The sequence below is a fragment of the Massilia aquatica genome, assembly GCF_011682045.1.
In the GTDB taxonomy this organism is placed as follows: domain Bacteria; phylum Pseudomonadota; class Gammaproteobacteria; order Burkholderiales; family Burkholderiaceae_D; genus Telluria_A; species Telluria_A aquatica.
This window is the reverse complement of the sequence record NZ_VVIW01000003.1, coordinates 416,408-433,114: the sequence shown is the minus strand read 5'-3', so window position 1 is coordinate 433,114 and position 16,707 is coordinate 416,408. Positions and strand designations below refer to the sequence as shown.

21 protein-coding genes and 2 tRNA genes are annotated in these 16,707 nt (G+C 61.2%); 17 read left to right on the top strand and 6 right to left on the bottom strand.

Annotated features, from left to right (window positions below):
* Positions 1–31: 31 nt before the first annotated feature.
* Positions 32–406, bottom strand: coding sequence for an Arc family DNA-binding protein (locus F1609_RS35200; protein WP_167075937.1), 375 nt, complete (start codon positions 404–406; stop codon positions 32–34).
* 124 nt (positions 407–530) lie between these two features.
* Between F1609_RS35200 and F1609_RS07955 the strand changes: the two genes are divergently transcribed.
* From F1609_RS07955 to F1609_RS07920, 8 genes are all read left to right on the top strand, one after another.
* On the top strand, positions 531–695 hold the full coding sequence (locus F1609_RS07955; protein WP_167075936.1) for a hypothetical protein: 165 nt from the start codon (positions 531–533) through the stop codon (positions 693–695).
* 87 nt (positions 696–782) lie between these two features.
* A complete protein-coding gene (locus tag F1609_RS07950) occupies positions 783–1,139 on the top strand; it encodes a hypothetical protein (protein WP_167075935.1) in 357 nt (118 codons plus the stop codon).
* A complete protein-coding gene (locus F1609_RS07945; RefSeq protein WP_167075934.1) occupies positions 1,136–1,408 on the top strand; it encodes a hypothetical protein in 273 nt (90 codons plus the stop codon). Before F1609_RS07950 ends, F1609_RS07945 begins: the two co-directional genes overlap by 4 nt.
* Positions 1,405–1,830 carry a hypothetical protein gene (locus F1609_RS07940; protein ID WP_167075933.1) on the top strand — a complete coding sequence of 142 codons (426 nt, stop codon included), beginning with the start codon at positions 1,405–1,407 and terminating at the stop codon, positions 1,828–1,830. The genes F1609_RS07945 and F1609_RS07940 overlap by 4 nt, the downstream gene beginning before the upstream one ends.
* Positions 1,827–2,150 carry a hypothetical protein gene (locus tag F1609_RS07935; protein WP_167075932.1) on the top strand — a complete coding sequence of 108 codons (324 nt, stop codon included), beginning with the start codon at positions 1,827–1,829 and terminating at the stop codon, positions 2,148–2,150. Before F1609_RS07940 ends, F1609_RS07935 begins: the two co-directional genes overlap by 4 nt.
* Positions 2,147–2,866: a KilA-N domain-containing protein gene (locus F1609_RS07930; protein WP_167075931.1), complete on the top strand. Its 720-nt coding sequence runs from the start codon at positions 2,147–2,149 to the stop codon at positions 2,864–2,866. The genes F1609_RS07935 and F1609_RS07930 overlap by 4 nt, the downstream gene beginning before the upstream one ends.
* 151 nt (positions 2,867–3,017) lie before the next feature.
* Complete coding sequence (locus tag F1609_RS07925) at positions 3,018–3,203, top strand: hypothetical protein (RefSeq protein WP_167075930.1); 186 nt, start codon at positions 3,018–3,020, stop codon at positions 3,201–3,203.
* Between the two features lie 77 nt (positions 3,204–3,280).
* Positions 3,281–3,511, top strand: coding sequence for a helix-turn-helix transcriptional regulator (locus tag F1609_RS07920; RefSeq protein ID WP_167075929.1), 231 nt, complete (start codon positions 3,281–3,283; stop codon positions 3,509–3,511).
* Between the two features lie 56 nt (positions 3,512–3,567).
* Here F1609_RS07920 and F1609_RS07915 read toward each other — a convergent pair.
* Together F1609_RS07915 and acs are read right to left on the bottom strand one after the other, a co-directional pair.
* Positions 3,568–3,658, bottom strand: a tRNA-Ser gene (locus tag F1609_RS07915).
* A 78-nt stretch (positions 3,659–3,736) separates the two neighbouring features.
* Entirely contained in the window at positions 3,737–5,737 is a 2,001-nt protein-coding gene (gene acs, locus F1609_RS07910; RefSeq protein ID WP_167075928.1) for an acetate--CoA ligase, read from the bottom strand.
* A 283-nt stretch (positions 5,738–6,020) separates the two neighbouring features.
* Between acs and F1609_RS07905 the strand changes: the two genes are divergently transcribed.
* The 4 genes from F1609_RS07905 (at position 6,021) to F1609_RS07890 (ending at position 9,375) form a co-directional block, all read left to right on the top strand.
* Complete coding sequence (locus F1609_RS07905; protein ID WP_167075927.1) at positions 6,021–6,635, top strand: YqhA family protein; 615 nt, start codon at positions 6,021–6,023, stop codon at positions 6,633–6,635.
* A 19-nt stretch (positions 6,636–6,654) separates the two neighbouring features.
* Positions 6,655–8,196, top strand: coding sequence for a fumarate hydratase (locus tag F1609_RS07900; protein WP_167075926.1), 1,542 nt, complete (start codon positions 6,655–6,657; stop codon positions 8,194–8,196).
* Positions 8,197–8,229: 33 nt separating this feature from the next.
* A complete protein-coding gene (murI, locus tag F1609_RS07895) occupies positions 8,230–9,198 on the top strand; it encodes a glutamate racemase (RefSeq protein WP_167075925.1) in 969 nt (322 codons plus the stop codon).
* A gap of 101 nt (positions 9,199–9,299) precedes the next feature.
* A tRNA-His gene (locus F1609_RS07890) sits at positions 9,300–9,375 on the top strand.
* Between the two features lie 291 nt (positions 9,376–9,666).
* Here the strand turns inward: F1609_RS07890 and F1609_RS07885 are convergent.
* Positions 9,667–10,809, bottom strand: a complete 1,143-nt coding sequence (locus F1609_RS07885) for a serine hydrolase domain-containing protein (protein WP_196785415.1) — start codon at positions 10,807–10,809, stop codon at positions 9,667–9,669.
* A gap of 162 nt (positions 10,810–10,971) precedes the next feature.
* Here F1609_RS07885 and F1609_RS07880 point away from each other — a divergent pair, with 162 nt between their 5' ends.
* Positions 10,972–12,042 carry an acyltransferase family protein gene (locus tag F1609_RS07880; RefSeq protein ID WP_167075924.1) on the top strand — a complete coding sequence of 357 codons (1,071 nt, stop codon included), beginning with the start codon at positions 10,972–10,974 and terminating at the stop codon, positions 12,040–12,042.
* A 6-nt stretch (positions 12,043–12,048) separates the two neighbouring features.
* Here F1609_RS07880 and nhaR read toward each other — a convergent pair whose 3' ends face one another.
* Complete coding sequence (nhaR, locus tag F1609_RS07875; RefSeq protein WP_167075923.1) at positions 12,049–12,948, bottom strand: transcriptional activator NhaR; 900 nt, start codon at positions 12,946–12,948, stop codon at positions 12,049–12,051.
* Positions 12,949–13,199: 251 nt separating this feature from the next.
* Here nhaR and F1609_RS07870 point away from each other — a divergent pair, with 251 nt between their 5' ends.
* Complete coding sequence (locus F1609_RS07870; protein WP_167075922.1) at positions 13,200–13,610, top strand: tellurite resistance TerB family protein; 411 nt, start codon at positions 13,200–13,202, stop codon at positions 13,608–13,610.
* 57 nt (positions 13,611–13,667) lie between these two features.
* Here the strand turns inward: F1609_RS07870 and F1609_RS07865 are convergent, their stop codons facing one another.
* Entirely contained in the window at positions 13,668–14,909 is a 1,242-nt protein-coding gene (locus F1609_RS07865; protein ID WP_167075921.1) for a glycosyltransferase family 4 protein, read from the bottom strand.
* A 148-nt stretch (positions 14,910–15,057) separates the two neighbouring features.
* On the opposite strand from F1609_RS07865, the gene F1609_RS07860 reads away from it, so the two are divergent.
* The 3 genes from F1609_RS07860 to F1609_RS07850 all read left to right on the top strand — a co-directional run bounded on the left by F1609_RS07860 (position 15,058) and on the right by F1609_RS07850 (position 16,558).
* A complete protein-coding gene (locus F1609_RS07860; RefSeq protein WP_167075920.1) occupies positions 15,058–15,489 on the top strand; it encodes a hypothetical protein in 432 nt (143 codons plus the stop codon).
* Positions 15,479–16,255 carry a hypothetical protein gene (locus F1609_RS07855; RefSeq protein ID WP_167075919.1) on the top strand — a complete coding sequence of 259 codons (777 nt, stop codon included), beginning with the start codon at positions 15,479–15,481 and terminating at the stop codon, positions 16,253–16,255. The genes F1609_RS07860 and F1609_RS07855 overlap by 11 nt, the downstream gene beginning before the upstream one ends.
* A gap of 81 nt (positions 16,256–16,336) precedes the next feature.
* Positions 16,337–16,558 carry a hypothetical protein gene (locus tag F1609_RS07850; RefSeq protein ID WP_167075918.1) on the top strand — a complete coding sequence of 74 codons (222 nt, stop codon included), beginning with the start codon at positions 16,337–16,339 and terminating at the stop codon, positions 16,556–16,558.
* Positions 16,559–16,707: the final 149 nt, after the last annotated feature.

Below are 16,707 nucleotides of genomic sequence, written 5' to 3'. Positions count from 1 at the left end.
TTGCAGCAAAAGCCGCCCGTGCATTAATTAATTATTTTGGCGTCCGACGTGTGCGAGTGTGGCGGGGTACGGCTGGCATATCAGGGATATCAACATCATCCTCTTCGTCGATGTAGGGCAGCGGAGAGTGCGATGGGCTTATGACAACCTGCTGCATCCGGAACTCGCGAACGAGCTCCTGAAGCCGCGCCGCTGATGTTTCGATCTCAGCAGTCAGTTCGCCTGGGTGTTGGTGGCCCACGGCGTCCCAGCGGAAAGTTTGCTCCAGTCGCGCCAAGATTTCTGCATTCATCGAACGTCGATTTCGAGCGGCTGCATCGGCGACGTGTTCGCGCATTCCCTCTGGAAATCGGAGCATAAATTTGTCGGATTCGCGCGACACGATTTTCTTTGGGTCTTGGGTCATACGCGCAGGATACAAGCATACCGTCCCAATTTAAATGGAGTCACCGTGACATAAATATAGCTTGTAGTTAACGAGGTGGACGTTTACTATCAGCGTGTGTCACCGTGACATCAAGGAGATAGCAGTGATGATTAAGCAGCCCGTAGTGCAGATTCTGGTTCGTACATCGGAAGAAAACCGTGACTGGCTTAAGGGGATGGCAATGGACCAGGACCGATCGGTGAACTGGATTATCAACAGAATCTTGGATGAAGCAAGGGAGAGGGAGGCGCTGAACAAGAAGAAGTAGCACTACAAAAAACAAAGCCCGAAATCGAGAAAGCTGGGGAGCAGATCGATTCCGGACTCTTGACACCTACGCAAATGGAGCCAACAAATGAATGTTAACACCACAAAAATTGGATCGCAAGATAATCTTGTAAAGAAACCACTCATGCTTGCGTCGGATCATACGGCACAGGCACACGGCGGCGAGTCAAATGCCGGTGCGCAAGCCCTGCTCCGCTGCATTGACATACATGCTACCGATATTGAGGGGCATACCTTAGCAGCGCAAACCCTTTGCGAAATGTGTTTCGAGGAGATCGACAGCTATGGCGACAGCATCGTTCCCGACGTAGGCCGTACGATGCTCCGCCTGGACGCGCTGTTGAAAGCGATTTCCCGCAACTGCGTTGTAGCTCAAGAAGGCGTCGACGCCATTGCAGTGATGGTGCGCGGAGGTGCAGCATGACCGCGACGAGTGGAAATCCGTTTGATTCGGCAAAGAAAGCCGCCAGCGAAATCAATACTGCGCAAATGGACATGCGCGCGCTCAACTCGGCGATCACGAGTCTACTGGAGCATTTCGAATATCGCGAGCGTGACCACGAAACTATTGACACCCTGTACGCGTTTACACGCCTGCTGGGCTCGTCGCTTGAAAAAATCAAGGATGGGCACGAGAAGATTGAAGAGCTCGTTTTCGCAAAAGCTACCCCTGCATGCGGAGGTGCAGCATGACCGCCACCAACCCGCACTTCGAAAATAGGGAACGCGCGCCTTACGAGTTCGGCAGCCTCCTCAGGCAGCTGCCCAGCAGTTTTCCAGCTGATCACGTCATGTCCAGCGACGAGCGTCAAATGGTGACCGCAGCCATCAAGCACGCGTTCAACGCCAACTACATGCTGATGAGTGGCATCGAAGCGATTGGGCATCTGTTGTTCAGTGCTGCAAACAGCAGCGATTTCCCTCCATCAGCGACCGTTCTGGAACATCTCGGTGGGTTGATCAAGCATATTGCGGTTGAAGCGCAGTTTCTTCAGGAACAGCGCGAAGAGATGCAGGAGGACATTGACCGTGATGGTTTGCGTGCCGTGCACTCGTCGCTGTTCCAGAAAGCTGACGCAAAAGCAGCCCCAGCGGGAAGCGAAGGTGCAGCATGAGCGAGTCCCACCACTTCGTCAAAGAAGGCGACCACTACAACCTCAGCGCAGCTGCATCATTCCTGATGGTCGCAATCTACGCCTACGATCCATCGGAGCCGGCTGCACCGGGTCTGCGCGAGCACGTGGACATTATCTTGGCGCGCGCTACACGGGCTGGCTTTGGTCAGGCCGACATTCTCGTCACCATGCTCAGCAAAGGGGAACAGTCTGCCCGTACGATGCAGATAGCCTGCGACGTGACCTACAGTGTCGGCGGCGATCGAGCAATGATCGCCATGATCCAAGATTTTAAGCCGAAGAAAGGAGGCGTGCGATGAGCGGCCGTCAACCGCACGAGCTGCTGGCTGGTGCCGCTGGCCAGCATCCAGCGCACTCTGCTGGCGCCGTCACAATCATTACGGCCGAATACGAAGGCAAGGGCTACTCGTTTCGTGCGGACGGCTGGTTCAATGCCACAGCAGCGGCGAAGAAGTTCGCTAAGCGGCCTGGCGATTGGCTCAAGCAGGAGGAAACAAAGGAATACATGGCCGCCCTTGCGGAGCAGATTTCTAATTGTGATCCTGAGTCCCTTTTAGAAACAAAACGTGGCCGGCGCGAAGGCGGGACCTGGATGCACCCGAAGTTAGTAACGCCGTTCGCACGCTGGCTTAGCGTCCGATTCGCCGTATGGTGTGATCTGCAAATCGACAGAATATTGCGTGGCGAAATCGAGCTGCCTCAGCTTAACGAGCAGCTCAGCAATCGCCACGACCGAGATCCACTTTATCACTCGGTGGTTGGCATCGTGCGCGGCACAGGAATGCTCTACGGCCATGCATACCGGATCGTCAACGCCGTCGCCGGCACGAAACATTTTGATGAAATTACCCTTGGTAAGTTGGACGCCACGATTCCGCCAGCCCAGCGACTCGGCACAGGTACGGGCACGCCGTCGGATTATGCGAGGGTAAACAAAGGAATGATCGAAATCTACGGCGAGCCGTCGCAGCTTGCACTCGACCTGCACGATCCGCCAGCCGGCGATATCAAGTAACCAGCGCCGGCCACCGGCAGCACAAAAAAGAAGGCCACCCGACGCGCAGACGCCGGATGGCCTGTCACAGCCAAAATTTTTGAAAGCATGCTATGAACGACCAGAAAGATACCACATCGCAGCGCGTAGCCCACCGCCAACTGGGTGCAGCATGAGCACCGCTATCAGCGAAGTAGACGTCAAGCGCCTGGCCGGCCTGGCCAACGTGATCAGCGCGCTCCTGGCTGCGATCCCGATCTTGCGGCCGGAGAGCCGGGCGGATGCGCTGCAAACCTGCGCCAGCATGGCGGCCGACGTGGCCGACGAGCTGTACGACATGACACGGACGGCGCCATGACCCACCGCGCCCACATAACGCCGACAGCCCAAGGGCGTGCCCAGTGGCCGACGATCAACAGAACAAGGATTTACCCGATGACCCACCCTAAAAAGTTTCTACGTTTCAATGATGTATCCATGCTGGTCGGCTTAGGCCGCACCACGATCTACAAGAGGATCAAGGCTGGCACTTTCCCGGCGCCCATCCACATTGGCGAAAAGGCAGTGGCCTGGGATTCCGCCGAAATTGAGTGCTGGCAGGCCGCTTGCATCGCAGCGTCGCGGCCGCAATCCGCAATCAAAAGCCCTTTGGTGCATGGTGGGTAGAAAGGTGGGTAGGTAAAATTGAAAAAGCCCCTGTCATAGGGGCTTTTTACTGTTTTTGGCGGAGAGACGGGGATTCGAACCCCGGATAGGCTATGAACCTATACACGCTTTCCAGGCGTGCGACTTCAACCACTCATCCATCTCTCCTGCTTTACATCTCCGCCTTCGCGAAGCCGCAGATTATAGCAAAGATTCCGCGAAGTATGAAGAAATTTGCACCCGCCCTTACGAGGCTTCCTTCAGCTGCTCCAGAATCGCCGGATTTTCCAGGGTCGATACATCCTGCGTAATGGTCTCGCCCTTGGCCAACACCCTCAGCAAGCGCCGCATGATCTTGCCCGAACGCGTCTTGGGCAGGTTGTCGCCAAAACGAATTTCCTTCGGCTTGGCGATCGGCCCAATCTCCTTGGCGACCCAGTTGCGCAGCTCCAGCGCCAGCTTCTTGGCTTCTTCTCCGGTCGGCCGCGCCTGCTTGAGGACCACGAATGCGCAGATCGATTCGCCAGTGGTATCGTCCGGCTTGCCCACCACGGCCGCCTCGGCCACCATCGGATTGGCTACCAGCGCCGATTCGATTTCCATGGTGCCCATGCGGTGCCCCGACACATTCAGCACGTCGTCGATGCGCCCGGTAATCGTAAAGTAGCCAGTCTCCTTGTTGCGGATCGCGCCATCGCCCGCCAGGTACATCTTGCCGCCCAGCTCATCCGGGAAGTAGCTGGTCTTGAAGCGTTCCGGATTACCCCAGATGGTGCGGATCATGGATGGCCACGGCCGCTTGACCACCAAGATGCCGCCCTGCCCGTTCGGCACGTCCGCGCCGGCTTCGTCCACAATCGCGGTCATGATGCCCGGGAGCGGCAAGGTGCACGAACCGGGCACCATGGGCGTGGCGCCCGGCAGCGGCGTGATCATGTGGCCACCCGTTTCGGTCTGCCAGAAGGTATCGACCACCGGGCAGCGCTCGCCGCCAACGTTCTTGTAGTACCACATCCAGGCTTCCGGATTGATCGGCTCGCCCACCGAACCGAGCAGGCGCAGGCTGCTCAGGTCGTACTTGGACGGATGCACGGCCGGGTCGACATCGGCCGCCTTGATCAGCGAACGGATCGCGGTCGGCGCCGTGTAGAAAATGCTGACCTTGTGCTTGGCGATGTTGTCCCAGAAACGCCCGGCGTTCGGGTAGGTTGGAATGCCTTCGAACACGACCTGGGTCGCGCCAACCGCCAGCGGGCCGTAGGCGATGTAGCTGTGGCCGGTCACCCAGCCGATATCGGCGGTGCACCAGAACACGTCTTGCGGCTTGATGTCGAAGCTCCACTTCATGGTCAGCGCGGCCCACAGCAAGTATCCGCCACTCGAATGCTGCACGCCTTTCGGGGTGCCGGTCGAACCGGAGGTGTACAGGATGAACAGAGGATGCTCGGCGCCCACCCATTCCGGCTCGCACTCGGCAGCCTGGCCGGCCACCAGCTCGTGCAGCCACAGGTCGCGCCCTTCGGTGAAGGCAACGTTGCCGCCGGTGCGCTTGTAAACGATCACGTTCTTGATGCTGTCGCAGCCGCCCAGCGCCAGCGCTTCGTCGACAATGCTTTTCAATGGCAGGTGCTTGCCGCCGCGCAGTTGTTCATCTGCAGTGATGACCGCCACCGCGCCGGCGTCGATGATGCGTTCCTGCAGCGATTTGGCCGAAAAGCCGCCGAATACCACCGAGTGGGTGGCGCCGATGCGGGCGCACGCCTGCATCGCGGCCACGCCTTCGATCGACATCGACATGTAAATAATGACGCGGTCGCCCTTCTTGATGCCGCGCGCCTTGAGGCCGTTGGCGAACTTGCAGACGCGTTCGTACAGGTCCTGGTAGGTGGCGCGCGTGACGGTGCCGTCGTCGGCTTCGAAGATGATGGCGGTTTTATTCGCGTTGCCGTTCTTGAGGTTGCGGTCGAGGCAGTTGTACGAGACGTTCAGCTGGCCGTCATCGAACCATTTGTAGAACGGCGCGTCGGTCTCGTCCAGGGTCGAGGTGAACGGCTTGTGCCAGTCGAGATTCTCGCGCGCCAGGCGGGCCCAGAAGCCTTCGTAATCGCTGGCCGCTTCGGCGCACAGCGCGTTGTAGGCATCCATGCCGGAAATGGCGGCGTTGGCCACAAAGGCGGCCGGCGGCGCAAACACGCGGCTTTCTTGCAAGCCCTGATTTTCCTGCTGGGGGGAATCTGTTGCTGCCATGCTGAGTCTCCATTAGTGGTGTTGTTTGCTAAAACCTTAGTCCCGCTCGCTTACTGCGCCCTTACGTTGCCAGACAGCGAAGAAGGTCAACAAGACATTAAAGCATGGATCACTCACCTAAGCGGTATGGTCACTTGCATTAACGACAATATCAACCCCGGCGCAGCTGTGGTTTGCGTCAGATCAATACGCTGACAGACGGGGCAGGCTATCTGCGGCAAGCCCAAGCGCTGGTAAAATGACGCAGCGAAAATTTTTGCCTTACTCTGGAGCCAAGCCTTTCATGTCTGAACCGATCATCCCGACCGAGCAGCGCAAGCTGACCCCGTTAAACAACGTCATTTTCATGAGCCGCTGGCTGCAGTTGCCGCTGTATCTGGGGCTGATCCTGGCACAATGCGTCTATGTCTTCCATTTTTGGGTTGAACTGAAAGACCTGATCGGCGCCGTCCTCGGCGATGCATCATCGCTGCAACACATCCTCACCGCCGTCACCGTGCCCGGCATGGCGCCCGCCACCAAGCTCAACGAAGCGACCATCATGCTGGTGGTGCTGGGCCTGATCGACGTTGTGATGATTTCCAACCTGCTGATCATGGTCATCGTCGGCGGCTACGAAACCTTTGTCTCGCGCATGCACCTGGAAGGCCATCCGGACCAGCCGGAGTGGCTCTCGCACGTCAACGCCTCGGTGCTCAAGACCAAGCTGGCGATGGCGATCATCGGCATTTCGTCGATTCATCTGCTCAAGACCTTCATCAACGCCCACGCGTACACGCCGCAAACGCTGATTGCGCAGACCGTCATCCACATCGTGTTCCTGCTCTCGGCACTGGCAATCGCCTACACCGACCGCATCATGATCGGCACCCAGAACCAGTCCAAGACTCCCCACTAAGCCAACGAGAACCATAGCCATGACTATCATCAAGCAGGAAGACCTGATCGAATCGGTTGCCGCCGCCCTCCAGTACATCAGCTACTACCACCCGGCCGATTACATCGCCCACCTGGCGCGCGCCTACGAGTCGGAACAGAGCGACGCCGCCAAGGATGCGATCGCCCAGATCCTGACCAACTCGCGCATGTGCGCCGAGGGCAAGCGCCCGATCTGCCAGGACACCGGCATCGTCAATGTCTTCCTCAAGATCGGCATGGGCGTGCGCTTCGAAGGCTTTGCGGGCACCGTGACCGACGCCGTCAACGAAGGCGTGCGGCGCGCGTATAACTTCGACGACAACAAGTTGCGCGCCTCGATCGTGGCCGACCCGCAGTTCGAACGCAAGAACACCAAGGACAATACGCCGGCCGTGGTCCACATGGAACTGGTCGAAGGCAACACCGTCGACGTGAAGGTCGCGGCCAAGGGCGGCGGCTCCGAGAACAAGTCCAAGTTCGTCATGCTCAACCCGTCCGACTCGCTGGTCGACTGGGTCATGAAAACCGTGCCGACCATGGGCGCGGGCTGGTGTCCGCCGGGCATGCTCGGGATCGGCATCGGCGGCACGGCCGAAAAAGCCATGCTGATGGCCAAGGAAGTGCTGATGGACGACATCGACATGTACGAGCTGAAACTGCGCGGCCCGCAGAACAAGACCGAGGAATTGCGCATCGAGTTGTGCGACAAGATCAATGCGCTCGGCATCGGCGCGCAGGGCCTGGGCGGCCTGACGACCGTGCTGGACGTGAAGATCATGATGCATCCGACCCACGCGGCATCGAAGCCGGTCGCCATGATCCCGAACTGCGCCGCCACCCGCCACGCGCACTTCGTGCTCGATGGCTCGGGCGCGAGCTACATCGAGCCGCCGGCGCTGTCGACCTGGCCTGACGTGCACTGGACCCCGGACACCGAAAAATCGCGCCGTGTCGACCTCAATACCTTGACGAAAGAAGAAGTCGCTTCGTGGACGCCGGGCCAGACCTTGCTCTTGAACGGCAAGATGCTGACCGGGCGCGACGCCGCGCACAAGCGCATCCAGGACATGCTGGCCAAGGGCGAAGAATTGCCGGTGGACTTCAAGAACCGCGTGATCTACTACGTCGGCCCGGTCGATCCGGTGCGCGACGAAGCGGTCGGCCCGGCCGGCCCGACCACCGCCACCCGTATGGACAAGTTCACCGACATGATGCTGGAAAAGACCGGCCTGATCGCCATGATCGGCAAGGCCGAGCGCGGTCCGGCGGCGATCGAGTCGATCCAGAAACACAAGTCGGCCTACCTGATGGCGGTCGGCGGCGCGGCGTACCTGGTCTCGAAAGCGATCAAGAGCGCCAAGGTGCTCGGTTTCCACGACATGGGCATGGAAGCGATCTACGAGTTCGACGTGATCGACATGCCGGTCACGGTGGCCGTCGATTCCAACGGAACTTCGGTGCACAACACCGGTCCAAAGGAGTGGGCAGCGAAAATCGAATCCTTGTCGAGCGTCGGCAAGATTCCGGTGACCGTGGTCTGAGGCGACGAACGAGTGAGCAACGCGAGCGTCCCCATGGTGGCTAACACGCCGGCCAGCGCAGCGGTTACCGCGTCCGCTAGCGCGCCGATCGGCGTGTTCGATTCCGGCGTGGGCGGCTTGTCGGTCCTGCGCCATATTCGCGCGCAGCTGCCGCATGAGCATTTGCTGTACTTCGCCGATTCCGGTTTTGCGCCATATGGCGACAAGCCCGAAAGCGTGCTGGTCGAGCGTTCGCTGGCAGTGTCCGGTTTCCTGATCGCCAACGGCGCCAAGGCGCTGGTGGTGGCGTGCAATACGGCGACGGTGGCCGCCATCAAGGTATTGCGCGCGCACTATCCCGACATGCCCATCGTCGGGGTGGAGCCGGGGCTCAAGCCGGCGGCGGCGGCCTCGCGCAACGGCAAGGTGGGCGTGCTGGCCACCAGCGTGACCGTCGCCGGCGCCAAGTTCCTGCTGCTGCGCGATCAGGTCAGCGCGGCCAGCCATGCGCAGTTTTTGCTGCAAGGCTGTCCGGGGCTGGTCGACCAGATCGAGCTGGGCGACCTGGGTTCGCCCGCCATCCGCGCGCTGCTGGAGCGCTATGCGACGCCGCTGCTCGATCAGGGCGCCGATACGCTGGTGCTCGGCTGCACGCACTACCCCTTCGTGCTGCCCATGCTGGGCGAGGTGATTGCGCAGGCAACCTCGCGCGAGATCGTGCTGATCGACACGGGCGACGCGGTGGCGCGCCACCTGGCGCGTTTGCTGGGGACTGCGGGATTACTTAATCCGGGCGTGGAGACGTCCGGCGTCAAACAGTCCGGCGTGGAAGCATCCGGTTTGGCCGCGCATGGCAACGTGGCCAGTGCCATGCTGCCGGCGACAGGCGAGTCCGGAACTGCGGGGTTGGCGCCATCGTCCGCCACGTTGCAGGGTTTTACCAGCGCCGGGGCGCCAGCGCTGTCGCGGGCATTTGCCAACCTGCTGGGCATCGCGCCGCCCGTGCGTGAAGTGCTGATTTGAAAATATTTAGCATTCCACGCATTTTGATTTGCCAGTTCGCTCAGATGTTTGTATAATCTTTTTCTGTTCAGGAAGCATCTGAACAAAATGCAGATTCGATGGTGGCTGTAGCTCAGTTGGTAGAGTCCAGGATTGTGATTCCTGTTGTCGTGGGTTCGAGCCCCATCAGCCACCCCATCGTTTGCATTGCAAGTCAAGCATATAGCCCAACCATCGTGTTGGGCTTTTTGTTTTCCGCTTCACATTCTCGCGCCATCCATCCGCCGTGGAGCACGTACGGTCAAGACGGCGCTCACCGGTTCGCCAGATCCCGGTCGGTCCATCCAGGCGAGGTGCAAGCCGCCGCTCCCGGCCGGAAACAGACCGGAGCCGAGGACAACGACATCCATCATCACCGAGGCCAAGCGCCGATGGCTGGCCTTGCTTCAGGCAGGTTCCTGGGGGCCGAGGCGCACGACAAGGGCCGGCCTACTTTGCGCTCTCCAACGATTCGACTGTGTCGAAAAGATGCGCCAGCGCGCTTTCCATGGCGCCGGCGGTCGCGTCGCCGCTCTGGTTGGTGATGATGAAGACCCCAAGCTGATATTTAGGAACAACGTAGGCGTAGCTTTGCGCGCGTGGCACGCCGCCATGGTGGACATAATGCATGCCCAACTGGCGATTGGTGCCGATGTTCCAGAAATAGCCAATGCTGAAGTCGTCCTGAAAGCGCACCAGCGGCTTGTGCGATTCGACCACCGCAGGATTGGCACTCAATTGCAGGCGCAGGTACTTCGCCATATCCGGCATGGTCGACTTCAGATTGCCGGCCGCCCCCCAAGGCAGCTGTGGCATCGGGGTCGTTATCACGGGGTTGTCGCTGTGGTAGCCGGGCGCCAGCCGGACGCTCTCCGTGGGTGTGATTTTCAGTTTGGTATCTTGCATGCCGGCTTCGCGCGCGACGAATCGCGCGAGCAGGACGTCATACGGCATGCCGTAGATTTTTTCGAGCGTGTGCGCAATGAGTTCGGTAGCGGCGCTGGAATAGGCGTAGTCCTTGCCAAGCGGCCCCTGGATACGGACCGTGTGCAACTCCTGCCAGAATTGCTCTTGTCCGTAGTTGGCGTAGGCTGCATTGAGCTTTGCCGGCGTGGCGTGTGCAGCGAAATCCTTCAATGCGGCGTTCACCTGCAGTGGCAGCATGCCCGGCATATTGCTGGTGTGCGTAATCAAATGGCGCAAGCGAATTGGCTGCCCCTGCGACTGCAGGTTCGGGTAGGCGGCCGCCAGGTACTGTTGTATGGGATCGTCAAGCGCCGCCTTTCCATCAAGCACAGCGTTCGCCAGCAGCAGGCCAGCAAAAGTCTTGCTGACTGAGCCGATTTCATACAGCGTTGTATCATCCGGCCGATTGGCTTTGCCGGTCTCCAGCTCGCCTTGATGCAGAATGAATTCCCTGCCGCGATAAACGACAGCAATTGAGGCCGCGTGCAAAAGTGGTGACTGCAGCAGGGTGGTCGCGCTCTTGCTCATTGCCGCAGGAAGGTCTTGCGCGGGCGCTGTGACTGCGGGCTTGCAAGCTGCCAGCACGAGCGTCAGTCCGGTGATGATTACGGCGGGTCTGGTCATCATGCGCACCATCCAGGGGAGAGGGGCATTCTCGCACAATGGGGTCAGCGGTGACGGAGAAAATTGTCCGCATGGTTTTTCCAGATTGCGAACCGCAACGCGCACGACGAATCATTTGTCGTATCAATGGCCATGTGGTAACTTGATTGATTGATCGACAACAACATGGCGGTAACCATCATGAGCAGCCCCACCAGGCATATCCCTTACCTTGACGGGTGGCGCGGGCTGGCAATCATCGCCGTACTGATTTCGCACTTCAAATCGACGCAAGAACTTTCCTGGCTCGGCGAGTTCGGCGTGCAACTTTTCTTCGTGCTGTCGGGCTTTTTGATGGGCAACCTGTTGTTCATCAAAAAGGTGCCGCTGAAAGATTTTTTCGTGCGCAGAGTGAGCCGGGTGTTTCCGACCTTCTGGCTGTTCGTCATTGCAATGGCGGTCTATGCGGCCTTTGTGCAGCCGGTGCGCTTCGTGGTTCCGCAAGGCGAATTGATTGCGACCCTCGCGTTCTTGCGCAATTATTTCCCCGCCGATATCAGCATCTGGGCACGGACCTGGCCGATCGGGCATCTGTGGTCGCTCAGCGTGGAGGAGCATAGCTATATGTTCCTGGCGGTGCTCGCCGTGCTGGCCGGCGCCCTGCGCCACCGCCTTGCCGGCGCCGCCCTGCTGCTCGCCGGCACAGGCGCGATATTGGCGATGAACATGTACTACCCCGGACATCCGCCAGCGGGCGCAACCCCCTGGTTCCTGCGCAGCGAGTCGGCCGCCATTGGCCTGGTCGCGGCGGCCGCCTATCGCGTGATGGCGGCCGGCACGCAGGCGCCATGGCTGCGCCAGACCTCGCCCTGGCTCCCGGTCCTGACCCTGGTGGTGGCGATCGCGTGCTACTCGACCTACGCCCACAAGGAACTGCAATACACGCTCGCGCCGCTGTGCCTGGCCTATTCGATCAATCATCTGGAGCGCACCGCACCGATCATCCAAAAACTGCTGGCGGCACGGGTGCTGCAGTGGTTCGGCGTGTGCTCGTTTTCGCTGTACCTGTGGCAGCAACCGTTTTACTACGCCGTGGGCGCGGGCCGCATCCCGCACCTTGCCGGCTTGCTGGGCGCGATCGGCCTGGGCGCGCTCTCGTTCTATCTGTTCGAAAATCCCGTGCGCCTGTACCTGAACCGCAAGTGGGCCAGGCGGCGCGCGCGTCCCGCCGTCAGGCCGGATACGCCTGCCGCATAAGCGCCGTCACACAAACAATTCGCGCCGCGCCATCTGGCTGATCGCCAGGGTCGCCGGGTGGCTCATGCGGCGCTCCGTGGTGATCGCATACACCTGCTCGACCAGTCCCGGCACCGTGCCCAGTTCCACCACCGCATACTGCTGGCAGACCTGGCGCGCGATCACGGTCGGCGCGAAAAACGCGCCGGCGCCGGACTGGCCGAAGGCTTTCATCATCGCGCTGTCGTCGAACTCGCCAACCACGCGCGGGCGCACCTGCTGGTTGGCCAGCCATTGCAGCAGCTTGTGGTGGATCGCAAAATCTTCCCCCGGCAGCAGCAAGGGGGCGCGGTCCAGGCAGGCCGGGAAGGTCCCTTTCAGGGTGGCCGCCAGCGCCGCCGTGGCGAACACGCTCAGGCCGCTTTCGCCCAGCAAGTGGTTGTAGCCTTTGACGCTCAGATGCGGCGGCATCGGACGGTCGGCGATGATCAGGTCGAGGCGGTGCACCGCAAGGTCGGCCAGCAGGCTGGCCAGGCGGCCTTCGCGGCAGATCAGGCGCAAGGGCTCGGCCAGGCTGAGCGCGGGCTCGACCAGCCGGCAGGCGATCAGCTTGGACACCGAATCGGCGCACCCCACCCGAAACGCCACCGCAGTCTTGAGCGACTGGTCGCGCACGATGTCGAGCAGTTCGTCGCCGGTGTTGAAGATGGTTTCGGCGTAACTGAGGATGCGGCGGCCGGTATCGGTCAGTTCCAGGTTGCGTCCGGCGCGGCGGAACAGTTCCACGCCGAGCGTCTCGGCAAACTCGCTCAGTTGTCCGGAAATCGACTGCGGCGTCAGGTGCAGCTGTTCGGCTGCGCGGGCGATGCTGCCGGTCTTGCCGACCATCCAGAAATAGCGCAAGTGCTTGAAGTTGAGATTGGACATGCGCGCGGCCTCCTGGCGATTGCTCGATTTAGTCGATTGATCATCCAAGTATATTCGGTTTGCGCGATGTATCACGCGGGACCGTTCATCGCTTCGGAAAATCGCATCCGAAACGGCAACGGACGCCACACGGGCTAGTACATCGAAAAAATCGATGTTTCAATTAGTATTAATCGAGTTTTTCTTTATATCGTGCGCCCATATAATTTTCGGGTGGACATTTTTCCACGCCTTACAAATGGAGTAGCACCATGCGTCGTTACGAAACAGATAGCCCTCAAGCAGCAGGCCGTGTCCTTGCCTTGGCAATGGTGGTCGATGGCAATCTGGCGCAAAGCGAACTTGCCGCCCTCGACAGCAGCAAGATCCTGCAATATATCGAGCTCGACCAGGACGCCTTCCAGCTCTTGCTGCAAGAGCTCTGCCAGGACATGCTGACCTCGGCATTCCACGGCGAAGTGCGGATCGACGGCGCCATGCTCGACGGCTTGCTCGACGAAATCCGCCACCCAGACCTGCGCCGCCAGTTGATGCAGGCCATGTGGCGCATCGCCGATGCCGATGGCTGGCTGGCCGATGCCGAAGCGGTGCTGCTGGCGCGCGCCAGTACCTTGTGGTGCGCCGAGACCAACTTCAGCGGCCGGGTGCTGGCTCAAGCGTAATATGGCCGCCAGCGCCGTTTCCACGCACACGGGAACGACGCCGCGGCCCGCCGGGCGCTACAGCGCCACAGCGTCGATCAGGCGGCGGTAGCCGGCCAGCCCCTCCTCCACCGCATAGCCCGCCTTGATCGATGCCACCGCCCGTGCCCGCATGGGCGCGAAGCGCTCGCCTTCGCGCAAGGCGCGCGTGACGGTGGCGGCAATCGCCCGCGTATCGAAAAAATCGACCAGCAAGCCGTTCTCGCCGTCGCGGATCACTTCCGTCACCGGGGCCGTGTCCGAGCCGATCAGCAGGCAGCCACAGGCCATCGCTTCGAGCATCGACCACGACAGCACGAACGGATAAGTCAGGTACACATGCGCGGCCGACACTTGCAGCAGGTCGCGGTAGCGCGCGTATGGAATCCGGTCGAGGAAGTGCACCCGGCTGGCATCGATGGCGACTTCGGCCAGCATGGTCTCGCGCCAGTTCTTGCCGCCGGCCGGACGCGCGCCGTAGCTCACCGCGTCGCCGCCGGCGAGCACAATGTCGCAGCCGGAATTGTCGGCCAGAATGGCCGGCAGCGCGCGCATGAAGGTATGAAAGCCGCGGTACGGTTCCAGGTTGCGCGACACATACGTCACCACCGGGTCACCCGGACGCAGCACTTTGCCATTCGGCAGGGTGAAGGAGGCGGCGGGATTCGGACACAGCCAGGCGGTGTCGATGCCTTCGTGAATCAGCGCGATCTTGTCCTGGTAGGGCTTGGGGTGCAGGCGCTTTTGCCAGTGGGTGGGCGCGACCGCAACGTCGCATGCTTCCAGGTTGAGCAGTTGCAGTGCATTCTTGGCGCGCACCCGGGCCCGGTCATCGATGGTGCTGGGAAACTCCGGGTCGAAGCCGACGTCCGCATTGTCGGTGTGATAGTAGAACTCGGAAAAATGCACCAGCCGCGCATCGGGAAAGGCTTCGCGCACGAACATGGTGTCGCCCCAGCCAGGGTGGGCGATGATGACATCGGGCACAAACCCCTTCTCCTTCAGGGCCAGCAGCACGCGCAGGCTGGCCTGGCCATGCAGGATGCCCGACTCGAACGGGCGCGCGTAGTGGTGGGTTTCCTTGGCCTGGGTCCGGTGCAGCTTGTAGCTCAGTGTGCGCACGTCCGGCAGGCCGGGGCAGCCTTCCTTGCCGATCGCCAGCACCTCGTAGGCCGGGTCGCGTGCCAGGTGCGCGGCAATCCGCTTGAACTGGCCCGGGAAATTTTGATGAACGAACAGAACGCGCCGCGCGCGGGATGGCTGAGCTGGTGTGGATGTCATTGTCGCGTCCTGCGGCACGGTAGGTCCGCAAGAACCGGGTTGCTAAGGAGTGAACATCTTACCAGAATGGCAAGAGGTAAAAATCTCGGATTCTGATCCTTGCTCTAAAATAGCGCCAGCGCACTTCACCCGATAAAGGCACACAAGCATGAGTTACGACCTGATGGTTTTCGCAGCGGAAGCCGCCCCCAAGAAACGCGAGGCCTTCCTCGCCTGGCATGAAGAACAAACCGAGCTGGACGAAGACCATTCCTACGCCGACCCCGCCGTCACCAGCCCCGCCTTGCAAGCGTTCTACGCCGACATCGTCCAGACCTTCCCGGCCATGCCGCTCGACGAGCGCGCGGACGAGGACGAGGGCGACGAGGAAGAAGACGAAGACATGACCGACACCGACTACACCATCGGCAAGGCCTTCATCTACATGAGTTTTCCGTGGACCCGGATCGACGATGCGCACGCCACCGTGACCCGCCTCGCCGGCCAGCATGGCGTGGGCTTTTTCGATGTCAGCTCCGATATCGCCGAAACCTGGCTGCCGGACGGCAAAGGCAGCCTCTACCTCGCCCATGCCGACTGATGTTGCAACGCCACTGACCTTGCGGCACGCGGCCGGCATCTGCTGGCCGCATCAGGCCACGGTCGGCCACATCGCGGTCGCCAGCGGCCTCATCTCCGGCTATTTTCCGGCCCAGCAGGGCGGCGACGCCGTGGCCGGCTGCGTGCTGGTCGCCGCCGGCAAGTACCGCAACGGCGCCGCGCGCCAGTGGTGCCGCACGCACCAGGCCTACTGGGGCGTGAAGGCCGACCTGGCCGCGCTGGCCGAGAGCGGCCAGCAACGCTGCGCGCACCATCTGGAAAAGATGGGCTACGCGCTCAATCCACCCGTGATCGACCTGGCCGCCTGCGCCAGCGTGACCATCAGGCACGCGCCCGACGGCGCCACCGAGTTCGCCACCGAGCCCATCGGCGCCAGCGCGTCCGCTACGGCGCCCGCTACGGCGTCCGCTACGGTGCCCGCTACGGCGCGCTGCGCGGCAGTCGCATTGCGCACCAGCGCCACCGGCGCGCTGTTCCCCGGCACCGATATCGTGCAGGTCAATATCACCCCGCCCGCCCTGCTGGCGTACACCAGCGCGCGGGCAGCCGGCCAGGCGCTCGGCTGCGTTGGCTGTGCGCGCTGCGGCCATCCGCACCTGGACCTGGGCAGCTTTGCGCACACGCCGCACCGGCGCCACTACTGCGGCAACTGCGGCACCGACAGCACCCACAGCCCGGCGCCCATGATTTCCTCACCTATCCATGCACTGTGTATCAAGTTCGATGGCCTTCTGACGATAATGTAAATACCCGCGTTCGGTACGCGCATATTCAGCATGCATTTTCTTTGCGTGTTATAAATGCAATACAGTAACCAGGAGAACAACATGGACGATGCAGACCGCCGTCACGAAGAACGTCGCCAGGACGTAGAAACCGCAGCGCAATTGCACGAAGCGATTGCCTTGCAGCGCGCTTTCGGCAGCGACGCCGCCCAGCGCTTTCTCAAACTGCGCGGCATTGGCGATGAAATTTCGCAAAATGCACTGATCGACAGCTACGACCGCCGCCAGGCGGCACGCCGCCTGCGCGCAGCGGCCGTCAGCTAGCCCACCCGCTACCCGCAAGTCCCCCGCCCGGCTGCTGGTGCCAGCACGCCGGGAAGCGCCTGACCGGAGGCGGGCCAGCCAGTCCTGGCCCCGCACGGCCAACACGGCCGCGCAAGCCTGCACCGGTTGCCATCTGGCACGTGCATGAT

Coding starts and splice junctions, on each gene's coding strand:
- F1609_RS07865 (WP_167075921.1), bottom strand. CDS start 14,909: ATGACATCCACACCAGCTCAGCCATCCCGCGCGCGGCGCGTTCTGTTC.
- F1609_RS07925 (WP_167075930.1), top strand. CDS start 3,018: ATGAGCACCGCTATCAGCGAAGTAGACGTCAAGCGCCTGGCCGGCCTG.
- F1609_RS07935 (WP_167075932.1), top strand. CDS start 1,827: ATGAGCGAGTCCCACCACTTCGTCAAAGAAGGCGACCACTACAACCTC.
- F1609_RS07900 (WP_167075926.1), top strand. CDS start 6,655: ATGACTATCATCAAGCAGGAAGACCTGATCGAATCGGTTGCCGCCGCC.
- F1609_RS07940 (WP_167075933.1), top strand. CDS start 1,405: ATGACCGCCACCAACCCGCACTTCGAAAATAGGGAACGCGCGCCTTAC.
- F1609_RS07930 (WP_167075931.1), top strand. CDS start 2,147: ATGAGCGGCCGTCAACCGCACGAGCTGCTGGCTGGTGCCGCTGGCCAG.
- F1609_RS07885 (WP_196785415.1), bottom strand. CDS start 10,809: ATGATGACCAGACCCGCCGTAATCATCACCGGACTGACGCTCGTGCTG.
- F1609_RS07950 (WP_167075935.1), top strand. CDS start 783: ATGAATGTTAACACCACAAAAATTGGATCGCAAGATAATCTTGTAAAG.
- murI (WP_167075925.1), top strand. CDS start 8,230: ATGGTGGCTAACACGCCGGCCAGCGCAGCGGTTACCGCGTCCGCTAGC.
- acs (WP_167075928.1), bottom strand. CDS start 5,737: ATGGCAGCAACAGATTCCCCCCAGCAGGAAAATCAGGGCTTGCAAGAA.
- F1609_RS07850 (WP_167075918.1), top strand. CDS start 16,337: ATGGACGATGCAGACCGCCGTCACGAAGAACGTCGCCAGGACGTAGAA.
- F1609_RS07920 (WP_167075929.1), top strand. CDS start 3,281: ATGACCCACCCTAAAAAGTTTCTACGTTTCAATGATGTATCCATGCTG.
- F1609_RS07870 (WP_167075922.1), top strand. CDS start 13,200: ATGCGTCGTTACGAAACAGATAGCCCTCAAGCAGCAGGCCGTGTCCTT.
- F1609_RS07945 (WP_167075934.1), top strand. CDS start 1,136: ATGACCGCGACGAGTGGAAATCCGTTTGATTCGGCAAAGAAAGCCGCC.
- F1609_RS35200 (WP_167075937.1), bottom strand. CDS start 406: ATGACCCAAGACCCAAAGAAAATCGTGTCGCGCGAATCCGACAAATTT.
- F1609_RS07880 (WP_167075924.1), top strand. CDS start 10,972: ATGGCGGTAACCATCATGAGCAGCCCCACCAGGCATATCCCTTACCTT.
- nhaR (WP_167075923.1), bottom strand. CDS start 12,948: ATGTCCAATCTCAACTTCAAGCACTTGCGCTATTTCTGGATGGTCGGC.
- F1609_RS07905 (WP_167075927.1), top strand. CDS start 6,021: ATGTCTGAACCGATCATCCCGACCGAGCAGCGCAAGCTGACCCCGTTA.
- F1609_RS07855 (WP_167075919.1), top strand. CDS start 15,479: ATGCCGACTGATGTTGCAACGCCACTGACCTTGCGGCACGCGGCCGGC.
- F1609_RS07860 (WP_167075920.1), top strand. CDS start 15,058: ATGAGTTACGACCTGATGGTTTTCGCAGCGGAAGCCGCCCCCAAGAAA.